General features: G+C 62.4%; 12 protein-coding genes. 8 read left to right on the top strand and 4 right to left on the bottom strand.

The genetic code is table 11. The features are described from left to right. Position 1 precedes the first annotated feature (1 nt). The 3 genes from JS536_RS03410 (at position 2) to JS536_RS03400 (ending at position 3,579) form a co-directional block, all read left to right on the top strand. On the top strand, positions 2-1,480 hold the full coding sequence (locus JS536_RS03410; RefSeq protein WP_214355778.1) for a DUF6350 family protein: 1,479 nt from the start codon (positions 2-4) through the stop codon (positions 1,478-1,480). Then, entirely contained in the window at positions 1,428-3,065 is a 1,638-nt protein-coding gene (gene purH / locus JS536_RS03405) for a bifunctional phosphoribosylaminoimidazolecarboxamide formyltransferase/IMP cyclohydrolase (protein WP_214355777.1), read from the top strand. The genes JS536_RS03410 and purH overlap by 53 nt, the downstream gene beginning before the upstream one ends. 211 nt (positions 3,066-3,276) lie before the next feature. Next, a complete protein-coding gene (locus JS536_RS03400; protein WP_214304531.1) occupies positions 3,277-3,579 on the top strand; it encodes a DUF3017 domain-containing protein in 303 nt (100 codons plus the stop codon). On the opposite strand, the gene JS536_RS03395 is transcribed toward JS536_RS03400, so the two are convergent. Continuing rightward, a complete protein-coding gene (locus JS536_RS03395) occupies positions 3,478-4,422 on the bottom strand; it encodes an aquaporin (protein WP_214355776.1) in 945 nt (314 codons plus the stop codon). The two genes, JS536_RS03400 and JS536_RS03395, sit on opposite strands and share 102 nt — an antisense overlap. A gap of 213 nt (positions 4,423-4,635) precedes the next feature. Here JS536_RS03395 and JS536_RS03390 point away from each other — a divergent pair, with 213 nt between their 5' ends. Beyond that, positions 4,636-5,406: a pseudouridine synthase gene (locus JS536_RS03390; RefSeq protein ID WP_109056086.1), complete on the top strand. Its 771-nt coding sequence runs from the start codon at positions 4,636-4,638 to the stop codon at positions 5,404-5,406. Beyond that, positions 5,403-7,538, top strand: coding sequence for a bifunctional cytidylate kinase/GTPase Der (gene der / locus JS536_RS03385; protein ID WP_214355775.1), 2,136 nt, complete (start codon positions 5,403-5,405; stop codon positions 7,536-7,538). Before JS536_RS03390 ends, der begins: the two co-directional genes overlap by 4 nt. Before the next feature lie 148 nt (positions 7,539-7,686). Here der and JS536_RS03380 read toward each other — a convergent pair whose 3' ends face one another. Then, on the bottom strand, positions 7,687-8,154 hold the full coding sequence (locus tag JS536_RS03380; protein ID WP_214355774.1) for a YbaK/EbsC family protein: 468 nt from the start codon (positions 8,152-8,154) through the stop codon (positions 7,687-7,689). A 316-nt stretch (positions 8,155-8,470) separates the two neighbouring features. Between JS536_RS03380 and JS536_RS03375 the strand changes: the two genes are divergently transcribed. Continuing rightward, positions 8,471-9,229, top strand: a complete 759-nt coding sequence (locus tag JS536_RS03375) for a class I SAM-dependent methyltransferase (protein ID WP_214355773.1) — start codon at positions 8,471-8,473, stop codon at positions 9,227-9,229. 339 nt (positions 9,230-9,568) lie between these two features. Here JS536_RS03375 and JS536_RS03370 read toward each other — a convergent pair whose 3' ends face one another. Continuing rightward, positions 9,569-9,727 carry a hypothetical protein gene (locus tag JS536_RS03370; protein WP_214355772.1) on the bottom strand — a complete coding sequence of 53 codons (159 nt, stop codon included), beginning with the start codon at positions 9,725-9,727 and terminating at the stop codon, positions 9,569-9,571. A gap of 2 nt (positions 9,728-9,729) precedes the next feature. After that, positions 9,730-10,125, bottom strand: coding sequence for a hypothetical protein (locus JS536_RS03365; RefSeq protein WP_214355771.1), 396 nt, complete (start codon positions 10,123-10,125; stop codon positions 9,730-9,732). A 150-nt stretch (positions 10,126-10,275) separates the two neighbouring features. Here JS536_RS03365 and JS536_RS03360 point away from each other — a divergent pair, with 150 nt between their 5' ends. Next, positions 10,276-11,514 carry a Fic family protein gene (locus JS536_RS03360; RefSeq protein ID WP_214355770.1) on the top strand — a complete coding sequence of 413 codons (1,239 nt, stop codon included), beginning with the start codon at positions 10,276-10,278 and terminating at the stop codon, positions 11,512-11,514. A 110-nt stretch (positions 11,515-11,624) separates the two neighbouring features. Then, positions 11,625-12,023, top strand: a complete 399-nt coding sequence (locus JS536_RS03355) for a hypothetical protein (RefSeq protein WP_214355769.1) — start codon at positions 11,625-11,627, stop codon at positions 12,021-12,023. Positions 12,024-12,170: the final 147 nt, after the last annotated feature.

The following is a 12,170-nucleotide window of genomic DNA, read 5'->3' as shown; positions in this document are numbered from 1 at the left end:
CATGAAAGCAGTGATTCGCCAATGGGTGCGGGGAGCCCTCGCGGCCCTCGCATCCATGGCCATCTATGCCATCGCGTTGGGCTGCTACGTGGCCCTGATGCTGCTCGTCATCTCCATGGAGGAGGGCGGCGAAAACCTGACCACAGGCACCACCGGACTCACCAAAGCCGTGGTGCTGCTGAGCGAGGGTTCGGGATTCGCCACCGATTCCGTCACGCTGACCATCACCCCGCTGCTGCTGACCATATTGCTTATCTGGCTCATCGCCACATTGGTCGCGCGGCTCAAGGCCACAGGCCCGCACGCCCTCGTCACGGGGCTGCTCGTATGGCTTGCCCTCAACGAGTGGTTCCGCCAGTCCGTGCATCTGAGTCTGGTGGACGACCAATGGATCACGCTGCTCAAGGCAGGCACGGTGTTCCTGCTCGGATTCCTCTGCGCGGCGGTGCCCGGTTCGGACAAGCTCAAGGACCTGATGGTCTGGATCCGCAAACAGTCCTCCGCCAAGGTCCGGCACTGCCTCAAGACCGGTGTCGCCGTAGCGGCCATCATCCTGGGACTGTATCTGCTCATCGGACTGATCACCGTCATCGTCTGGACCGTACGCAACCATACGGCCGTGGTCTCCGTGTTCGAGATGTCCGGCATGGAAACCGGATCGCGCATCCTCACCACACTGGCCATGATCATCTGGCTGCCCAACCTCATGCTATGGGCCGTCTCCTGGCTGTTCGGCTCCGGATTCGCCATCGGCGACGTGGCCAGCTTCACGCTGTGGGTCGGCCAGTCCAAGGACCTGCCGGCGGTACCCGCGTTCGGCATCCTGCCCGAAGCGGTCTCCAGCGAACTGTGGCGCACGATAGCGCTCAATACGCCGTTCGCCGTGGCCACGCTCGTGGGTCTGTTGGCCCTCTTCCTGCCCGCCGGATTCCGGTATCGTCCCATCAGCGTGCGCAGCGACTCCGATCGCCGGGCCATGGTGCTTGATCTTGCGTACCCGGCCGGCGCGTTCTGCCTGAGCGCGGGACTGGTCTCCCTCGGCTCCACGGTGTTGTTCGCGCTGTCCAACGGGTCGCTCGGCCAGCACAGGCTCGCCCATGTGGGCGTGAGCGTCATGGCCTCCACCCGCGCCGTGGGCCATCCCACCGCACTGGGGCTCGCCACGGCATGGCTCGTCGCGCTGATTGGCACCGCACTCGTTTTTTCTGTAGGCTGGATAGCTGAACGTCTGCATCCCTCCCGCACCTCGGGCGCCGCACCCGCCAACGGTTCTGCCGGAGACGGGGATACGGCCGCGAAACCCGGAGCGGACGGGCAGCGGAAGCGGGCGAAGCGGGACGGGGCGCCCAGGAAGCCGCGGCAATCCGTATACGTACAATCCCAACCGAAACCATCGAAATCCCAATCCACAACCAAGGAGGAACAGGATGACAAACACGAACCGGCCGATACGTCGAGCACTGGTTTCCGTCTTTCATAAGGAAGGCATCGAGGTTCTGGCCGAAGCGTTCGTGAAGGCCGGCACCGAAGTGGTCTCCACCGGCTCCACCGCCAAGAAGCTCGCCGAGCTGGGCGTCAAGGTCACCGAGGTCTCGGACGTCACCGGTTTCCCGGAGTGCCTGGACGGCCGCGTGAAGACCCTGCACCCGTACATCCACGCCGGCATCCTGGCGGACATGACCAACCCCGAGCACGCCAAGCAGCTTGAGGAATTCGGCATCAAGCCGTTCGACCTGGTGGTCGTCAACCTGTACCCCTTCGCCGACACCGTGCGCTCGGGCGCATCCGAGGCGGACGTCATCGAGAAGATCGACATCGGCGGCCCCTCCATGGTGCGCGGCGCGGCCAAGAACCACGCCACCGTGGCCATCGTCACCGACCCGAACGACTACGCCCTCGTGGCCTCCCGCGTGGCCGACGGCACCGGCTTCTCCCTGGAGGAGCGTGAATGGCTCGCCGCCAAGGCCTTCGCCCACACTGCGGCCTATGACGCCACCATCAACGAGTGGACCGCCAAGCACTGGCCCAAGCCCGCATCGCTCGAGTCCAGCGAGATCGACCGTGACGATCAGGGCACCGAAGTGGATTCCGCCAAGTTCCCGGCCCAGTTCACCCGTACCTGGGATCGCGCGCACACCCTGCGTTACGGCGAGAACTCCCACCAGCAGGCCGCCCTGTACGTCGACCCGCTCAACCAGACCGGCTTCGCCCACGCCGAGCAGCTCGGCGGCAAGCCGATGAGCTACAACAACTACGTGGACGCCGACGCCGCCTGGCGCACCGTGTGGGACATGGCCCCCGCCATCGCCGTGGCTGTGGTCAAGCACAACAACCCGTGCGGCCTCGCCATCGGCGCCACCGCGGCCGAGGCCCACAAGAAGGCCCACGCCTGCGATCCGATGAGCGCATACGGCGGCGTGATCGCCTGCAACTCCACGGTGACGCTGGAGATGGCCGAAAGCGTTCGCCCGATCTTCACCGAGGTCATCGTGGCCCCCGACTACGAGCCCGCCGCGCTGGAGCTGCTGCAGACCAAGAAGAAGAACCTGCGCATCCTCAAGGTGGCCGAGCCGCCGAAGGGCCATGAGGCCATCCGCCAGATCGATGGCGGCCTGCTCGTGCAGGATACCGATCTGATCAACGCCGTGGGCGACGATCCGGACTCCTGGAAGCTGGTGGCCGGCGAGCCCGCCGACGCCGAGACCCTCAAGGATCTCGTGTTCGCGTGGCGTGCGATTCGTTGCGTGAAGTCCAACGCCATCCTGCTGGCCCACGATCAGGCCACCGTGGGTATCGGCATGGGCCAGGTCAACCGTGTGGATTCCTGCCATCTGGCCGTCGAGCGTGCCAATACGCTGGCCGACGGCGCCGACCGCGCCACCGGTTCCGTGGCCGCCTCCGATGCGTTCTTCCCGTTCGCCGATGGCGCCCAGGTGCTCATCGACGCCGGCGTGAAGGCCATCGTGCAGCCCGGCGGCTCCATCCGCGACGAGGAGGTCATCGAGGCCGCGAAGCAGGCCGGTGTGACCATGTACCTGACCGGTACCCGCCACTTCTTCCACTGATCGGCGCGTCTTGGCATTGCGCTGAGGCAATCGTCCTATGTTGGCTCCCCTCTTTGAGGGGAGCTGTCGAACGGAGTGAGGCTGAGGGGAGCAACCCGACCGTGGTGATGAGCTTCCTTTGGCCGGCTTCGCAGGCAGCTCCTTGTAGAGAGGGGAGCCAAGTTTTATGTTTATCCGTAATCGTTGATTTCGTGTTCACAAGGAAGTCGCCATGCACAACCATCCGTACGTATCCGAAGCCCACGAGGGCAAACCATGGTTCGAATGGATCGTATTCGGCGTCGTCGTTGCCGCCGTGCTGCTGGCGCTCCTCGGATACACGATGGCCGCCACGGTTGTGCTTTCCGTGACGGCCATCGTTACCGGGCTCATCCGCCTGATCATGCGGGACAAAAGCCCTTGGAAGGTGCGCTCAGTGGCGTTCGATTCCTTCATCGGCATCGCCCTGGGCGTCGGCCTGCTGATCACGTACTTCAGCTTCTTCGGCCTGTTCGGCAACACCATTTTCGGTTAGCGTCTCAGCCGTATCGCCCTCGGAAGTGGCTTCGGCGCCGTCGAGGCCTTCCAGCGACTCCTGATCGGCGACCTTCACCTTCGGCGTGGTGGCCATCTGGGCGACGATCATCACCAGCGCCACCACGGCGGCGGCCAGCACCGGGCTGATCCAGAACACCCACAGCTGTTGGACCGGGTTCTGCGTCAGGCCCTGATTCATCGTGGCCAGCGCGATGCCGGTGGAACGGGCCGGGTTGAGACCCACGCCGGTCACCGGGTAGCTGAAGGCGGCGGCCAGACCGTAGGCGGCGGCCATCGTCAGCACGTAACGGTCGGAAGCCTCGCCGTGCTCGCCGAGCGAGGACATGGCGGCGGCCACCACGATGAGCGAACCGATGACCTCGACCACGATGGCCAGCGTGATGGAGAACGTGATGCCGTACTGCGTAAGCAGCGAGTAGGACACGGAGCCCTGCTCGAAACCGTTCACAGCCGGGGTGAGCCACACCTTGGCCGTCACCTGCTCGGAGGTGGGCAGCAACTTGACCACCGCGAAGCCGGCGGCGACTGCGCCGATCACCTGGGCCAGCACGTACAGCACGCCGTCCACCAGCTTGGTCTTGGAGGCGAGCACCGCGGCCACGGTCACGGCCGGGTTGAGCTGACCGCCGGAAACACGAGAGAAGATGGCGGTGACCACGCCGTAGGCCAGGGCGGTGGCCAGCGCGGAGAAGACCACATTGACGCCATACACGGCCGAACCCCAGGTGGAGAAGGCGTAGATGGCGAAGCACAGCAGGAAGCTGCCGGCCAGTTCGGCGCACACGCGAAGGCCCAGCGGCTGTTGCTTGGTTTCTTCCATGATTTTCATTTCCTTTTCATCAATTTCTTGGAAGACGGGCGAACCCGCCCAACCGGACAGTCTAGCAGCAGTCCGTGGCACTCGGTATTATGGATAGGTTGGAATTGGCTGGAAATCCAGTCCACCAGCTCGTAATTTATGTACATTGACGGCCGGCCGTACCCTCAAACGACAAACGTACGGAACCCGCCGCCCGGCCACGTTGGGAGAACGATGCCAAACGCATATTCCCGCGCCAGAAGCGCACAAGACGATTCCAATTCCATTCGACTCCAGAAGCTGCTCGCCCAGGCGGGCTTCGGTTCGCGCCGCAAGTGCGAGATCATGATCACCGAAGGCCGCGTCGAGGTGGATGGCGAACTGGTCACCGAGCTCGGCACGCGCGTCGACCCGCACAAGCAGCAGGTCCGCGTGGACGGCTCCCGCGTCCGTATCAACCCGAACCACGTCACGCTGGCACTGAACAAGCCCAAGAAGGTGCTCTCCGCCATGGAGGATCCGAAGGGCCGTTACACCCTGCGCGACATCGTGGGGGACAAGTACGAGCGCATCTTCCACATGGGCCGCTTGGACTATGATTCCGAGGGCCTCATCCTCATGACGAACGACGGCGAGCTCAGCCAGCACGTCATGCACCCCAAGTACGAGGTCGAGAAGACCTATGTGGCCACGCTGGAGGGCAAGATCTCCGGTACCGTGTGCCGCAGGCTCGTGACCACCGGCGTGCAGCTGGACGACGGCTGGATCAAGCTCGACCACTGCGCCATCATCGACTCCTCCCGTGACGCCACCATCGTCAAGGTGGTGCTGCACTCCGGCAAGAACCGCATCGTGCGCCGCATCTTCGGCTCGATCGGCTTCCCGGTCAAGCGTCTGGTCCGTACGCAGATCGGCCCGATCAAGCTCGGCGACCTCAAGCCCGGCTCCTACCGCGTGCTGTCCCAGACCGAAATCCGTTCGCTGTCCAAGGAGGTCGGCCTGTGATCCGCGTTGCCATCGACGGTCCCGCCGGCGTGGGCAAGTCGTCCACGTCCAAGGCGCTGGCCAAGTACTTCGGATACGCCTACCTGGACACCGGCGCCATGTACCGCGCCTGCGCGTGGTGGTGCCTCAAGCAGGGCATCGACCTGGACGCCGAACAGGTGGACGAGCGCGTGGTGACCGAGGCTGTCGGCGAATTCTTCACCGGCGGTCACTTCGACATCTCCGTGAACCCGGACGATCCGCGCGTCTTCGCCGACGATGAGGACATCTCCGAGGCCATCCGCTCCTCCGAGGTCTCCACCCACGTCTCCAAGGTCTCGAACGTCATTCCCGTGCGCAACGTGCTCATCGCCGCCCAGCGCGCGTACATCGCCCGTGAAGCCTCGGCCGACTCCTTCTCCGAGGGACTGGGCGTCGTGGCCGAAGGCCGCGACATCACCACCGTGGTGGCCCCGGACGCCGAGGTGCGCGTGCTGCTGACCGCCCGCGAGGAGGTCCGTCAGGCCCGCCGCACAGGCCAGGCCGCCAAGGGCGTGGGCGCCGAAGACGTGGCCGCACGCGACAAGGCCGATTCCAAGGTGACCAATTTCCAGACCGCCGCCGACGGTGTGACCACCATCGACAACTCGGACATGGACTTCGCCCACACGCTGGACATCCTCATCGGTCTGGTCGAGGACGCCATCGAGAACCAGGAGTACGAGCAGTACGCCGCCAACCTGGAGGGCTACGACCTGGACGAGGCGGACGAGGACCTGATCTCCGGCCGCGCCTTCGAGGTCGGCGCACGCAAGGCCGGCCCCAAGCCGGTGGGCGTGCTCGCCGTGGTGGGCCGCCCGAACGTGGGCAAGTCCTCGCTGGTGAACCGTATTCTCGGCCGTCGCGCCGCCGTGGTGGAGGATACGCCCGGCGTGACGCGCGACCGCGTGAGCTACGACGCCGAATGGGCCGGCACCGACTTCAAGTTGGTGGACACGGGCGGCTGGGAGGCCGACGTGGAAGGCATCGACTCGGCCATCGCCTCTCAGGCGCAGGTCGCCGTGCAGCTGTCCGACGCCGTGGTGTTCGTGGTGGACGGACAGGTGGGCATGACCGACACGGACGAGCGCATCGTCAAGATGCTGCGCGCCTCCGGCAAGCCCGTCACCCTGGCCGTGAACAAGATCGACGACCAGGCCAGCGAATACATGGCCGCCGAGTTCTGGAAACTCGGCCTGGGCGAGCCGTACCCGGTTTCCGCCATGCACGGCAGGGGAGTGGGAGACCTGCTCGACGTCGCGCTGGACAAGCTCAAGAAGGCGGAGAAGACCTCCGGATTCCTCACGCCCTCCGGCCTGCGCCGCGTGGCGTTGGTGGGCCGTCCGAACGTGGGCAAGTCCTCCCTGCTCAACCAGCTGGCGCGCGAGGAGCGTTCCGTGGTCAACGATCTGGCCGGCACCACGCGCGACCCGGTCGATGAAGTGATCGACATCGACGGCGAGGACTGGCTGTTCATCGACACGGCCGGCATCAAGCGCCGCCAGCACAAGCTCACCGGCGCGGAGTACTATTCCTCCCTGCGCACCCAGGCCGCCATCGAGCGTTCCGAGCTGGCCCTGATCCTGTTCGACGCCTCGCAGCCGATCTCCGACCAGGACCTGAAGGTGATGTCCACCGCCGTGGACGCCGGCCGCGCGATCGTGCTGGTGTTCAACAAGTGGGACGCCATGGACGAGTTCGACAAGCAGCGCCTCGAGCGTCTGTGGATCACCGAATTCGACCGTGTGACCTGGGCGCAGCGCGTGAACCTGTCCGCCAAGACCGGCTGGCACACGAACCGTCTGGCCAACGCGATGCGTTCCGCCCTGGAGTCCTGGGACCAGCGCATCCCCACCGGCAAGCTCAACGCCTTCCTCGGCAAGATCCAGGCCGCCCACCCGCACCCGCTGCGCGGTGGCAAGCAGCCGCGCATCCTGTTCGCCACGCAGGCGTCCACGCGCCCGCCGCGCTTCGTGATCTTCGCCACCGGCTTCCTCGAGCACGGCTACCGCCGCTACATCGAGCGTTCCCTGCGTGAGGAGTTCGGCTTCGAAGGCACGCCGATCCAGATTTCGGTGAACATCCGCGAGAAGAAGCAGAACAAGAAGAAGTGACATCTGCGGTGCGGTGACACGCGCGCCTTTTTGCAGCGTGTTGTGATGGTATGGGCCTCGGACGGTGTTTTATGGACATCGTCCGAGGCCCATACCATAAGTCCCGCAGTAGGGGACACCGCGGGTGAGGCGTGCCTGCTGTCTGCTGCTATTTCAGGAATTCCGCGCTATCGAAATATCCTGCAATGTCGTTGGAATCGATGATGAGCTGCGGGTCGATGGCCAGCGTGTGATGCGCGTCCTCGGTGCCGCAATAGACGAAGTCGTGATTCAGAAGCCGTCGGTCGAAGAACATGCGCACGCCGTCCAGAAGCAGCGGGCCTACCGTGCCGACGTCATAGCCGGTGCGTTCCTTGACCAGCTCAGGTGGGACCAAGTGAATCTGATGCAATCCCAGAGCGCGTCCGAGCTGTCGCCACTTCAGATGCCCCGCCGCGGAGGCGACGACGGCGAACACGCCCTCCCTGGCCTCGACGATATACGTGGCCGCCGCTTTGGTCGCATCGAACACCTTCGCGCCGGATTCCAAATCGACGATCGCCGTCTCATGTTCGATGATTCGTGCACGGTCGGCATGCTCGTCGGCGAACCTTCTGATCTGCTCGTAACTGGCCATGCCTGTCATATTCCTGCAACGACATGACATCGCCGGCAGCGGGATCGGCGATGCCCAGGTCCTTCTCATGCTCTATTGCCGTTCGGCGCCCCTGTCCTGTGCATATACCCACCATGAGACACCCATGATTTCGAATTCTGTGCATACACGTATCACGAAGACTCCGTTTCGTCGGTTTTCGTGGTGGGCAGATGCACAGAAACTCGTTCATGATACGAATATGCACGGAATAGCTGGTGGGTGGATGCACAGAACGGCGAACATTGGTCGACTGGTTGCCGCTTATGTGCCGTATGCAAGTCCTACACTGGGCAGCATGGAGCAGACGAAATTCCATGGCAAGGCTCAGGCCTATGAAGCGGCGCGTCCAAGCTATCCGGCAGCGGCGATCCGGTACATCGACGGCCTGATCGGCGATTGCTTCGGCGGGTCTTCGAACGTTGTGACGATTGCGGACATCGGTGCGGGCACCGGCAAGTTCACAGTCTCGCTGGCCGGTCTTGGACTGCCGGTGTACGCCGTGGAGCCGGATGCCGACATGCGCGGCGTATTGGCCGGGAACGTACGGGACCTGTCGAACGTAACGGTCTGCGACGGCTCGGCGGAGGCGACCTCGTTGCCTGCGGATTGCGTGGACGTGATTACCGTGGCGCAGGCTTTGCACTGGTTCTCACCGGCGGCATTCCCCGTCGAATGCCGCCGCATCGCACGCGATGGACGGTACCTGCTGGTCTCCCTGTACAACGTCACGTCCTTCGATTCGGCAATGCGTCCGGGCGACGAATGCGGCGATCGTCTTGCCGGCAGCATCAAACATTTCGACGATACGAAGGCCGAGTTCTTCCGGAACCCCACGGTGCGTGCGTTCCCCAATCCGATTCGCTACACACGCGACTCCTGGCGCGTCTACATGGACTCCCATTCCCACAGTCCGTTGCCCGGCGACGCCGACTATGTCGGTTACCATGAGTGGGTCGACGGGCTTTTCGACACCCGCGCAATCGACGGCATACTGACCGACGACACCACATGCATGGTCGCCAGCGAGCTCGTGCGGTTCGACGGTGACTACTGATATCGCAGAACCGGAGAAAGACCAGCGAGGAAACGAAACCGCATGTTGACAAGTTCCCCAATGGTTCGGCACGATAACTTTTGAAGAGGATATCTGTATCAAACAAGGAAGTTGGATCATGGACAGAATAGTGAAAATCGGGGCAACCATCGAGGGCTTTTTCGAGGCGGATCAACTCACTGTTACGGTGAGACTGAGAATCTGCCGCGGGTGTTCCGGGTTTTCTGGAGCAATACGCGGATGATTTCGTCTTCCACTATACTTATACAGGGTTTCGCGTTGCTCGCCGTCCGGTATGACGAGGTCTGGGACCGCGAGCATGAAGCAGAAGGCGCAGGTTTAGCCTTGCGGAACACGCGCGTAACGGGGTTTGGTGGGGGCGTTCTTGATGCTGAATATGGTCGTGAGCCTTGTGTTGGCGTTGGTCATGTCCTTGGCGAGCGCGGCCCAGTCCTCGTCCGCGTAGTCCTTGGTCTCCATGGTCCACAGGTTGTCCATAGTCAGGCCGTTGCTGCGGCCTGACGACGTCTGGACTTCAGACCGGCGAAGTCGGTGCTGTTGTAGCCGCCGGCGACCTGCCAGAAGGCACGGTCACACAAGTCCGCGAACGTCTCGTCCGACGTTCTCGTGTGGTACGCGGTCCAGATGACCTTCGACCCGGGTCTGAGGATGCACTTGAGGAACATGGCGGTTCCCGGGATGAACGTCTTGCCGATCTGACGACAGGTGCTGACGGCGACGCCGCCCTCGCCGCAGGCGTACCTGCCGTCGGTGTGGCGAGTGAGTCGTGCTAACGGCTCCCGGGTAGTGGGTTCGGGACCGGGCGGGGTGCGGTTCAGACGCCGAACAGGGCACAAGCCGGGGGAGTGCTGCTGCAAACCTCTATTACGCGACAAAGATACGCTCCTATGATTCGGTTTTCTCCGTTTTGTGAACGTTGGCCGTTCAATCCACTGTTCTATATGTCGATTATCGGCATTTTCGACATATAAGAGGGTATCATTTGTATTCCAAACATCGATATGAAGCGAAACGAGGTGATAGGAATGGACTACAAGAGCATCAGACAGACCATCAACATGTCGCAATCCACGGAGAAACCCACGGAACTTGCCCAGCGCGAATATGAAGCGCGGATCAGCGGATGGTCCACGTTCCGTTCCGGAATCACGTTCGACGGACACGAGATGTTCGCCGTGTGCTTCAGGGAACTCGGCACCGCCCTTGACACCGTGAGGGAACTCGAAGGGAAAGTGGAATCACTGTGGAACGGACTGCCGGACATCGCGAAACGCGCCTACCTGTTCGACCTCATCGGAGCCGAGGTGCAGAGCACCAACACCATCGAAGGCGTGCACACCACACGCAAGGAGATAGCCGACGCATTGGAATCGGCAGCAGGCGAAGGCCCCCACAAACGGCTGACCGAATTCGCGAAACTGTTCCTCGGACTATCCGGAGAGGACGGCAAACAGCTCGGACTCCCACTCGAGCTCAAGGACATCCGGAGCATCTACGATCAGGTCACGGACGGAGAGATATCCGACAAGGACAAGCCGGACGGCATACTGTTCCGGAAAGGCACCGTCTCCGTATGGGACGACGGCAACGGGCGCAAGCTCCATGACGGCGCATACCCGGAATCGGAAATCCAGGTGCAGCTCACCAAATGGATAGCCCTGCTCACCAACGCGAGCATACCGCCGATCCTTCGGGCCGTGATGTGCCATTACGCCTTCGAATACATTCACCCGTTCTACGACGGCAACGGCAGGACGGGTCGATTCCTCCTGGCATTGCAGTTGAGCAAGCATCTGAGCGTACCCACCGCGATATCCCTTAGCCCGGTCATAGCCGACGCCAAGGGACAGTATTACAAGGCATTCGACGACGCTCAGTTCCCCCTGAACTGCTCCGACGTTTCCCTGTTCAGCTACCGGATGGTGAAATTCATCATCACCGCGCAGAAAAACATCATCTCCGACTTGGGGAACAAATGGAACACACTCACGGCGGCCCACGGCAAACTAAGCAGATACGCCGAAGAGAAACACCTGTCCGATGACCAGAAGAATATCCTGTTCTACCTGCTGCAAGTGGAATTATTCGATAACGACCCGCATCCTGTCTCCCGCAGGGGACTTTCCGCGTGGCTTGAAGTGGGAAGCACGAAGCTCATGACCGCCGTCAAAGGGCTTCTTGCCCTTGGCCTCCTGCAGGAGCATGGCAAACGTCCGATACGCTACTCGCTGTCGGAAACGGCCCGCAGCCAATTCCTCCAATAAAAAAACGCCTCGCTGACGCTACCAACGTCAACGAGGCGATGCCGGGGGAGTGCTACCGACACTCCGGTTCCGGCGGAGCGAAGAATCCAACAAGGAAATAAGAAAGGAGGATGCTTCACCCACCCATCCTAGCCGACGGGTCGGGCGAAGCTTACCCGAAAATGCTATTTCGAATTACGGCCGAACAGGAAACCCAACGCGGTCGTCGCAATCAGCTTGAAAACATCCGAGGCTTTCGAGATTGCTTCCGCCCCGCCTGCCGCGCCCTGCCATTTGAATTGTATGCCGGCGAATACGGCGATCATTATGAGGCAGAACGCGACTATGGCCAGAACTGCCACATTCTTGAAGTTCTCAACCCACCAATTATGCTGCTTCTCCGGATCGATGCCCTGAGTGCCCGGATCAACCGGCTTCGGGTCGGATTTGAACCCGCGACCCCTTGTTATTTTGAAGGGTTGATTCGCTGGTTTCCGAGGACTTCATTAGGTGCGTTTTCGTTGCAATGACGCCGTTTTGACGACTTTCGTGAGATTTCGCTGATTGCTGCTGATTTCGTTGTTTTCCGCGGTCGCTGTGTCCCGGTCGTGTCCGCATCGGCGCCGGTGCTCCCCAGTCGAATGCGACATAATGACTGAGGAGCACTGGAACCGGCG

Source organism: Bifidobacterium sp. SO4 (assembly GCF_018555355.1).
Classification (GTDB): Bacteria; Actinomycetota; Actinomycetes; order Actinomycetales; family Bifidobacteriaceae; genus Bifidobacterium; species Bifidobacterium miconisargentati.
The sequence above is the reverse complement of the archived record's forward strand: the minus strand, read 5'-3'. Positions and strand labels throughout refer to the sequence as shown.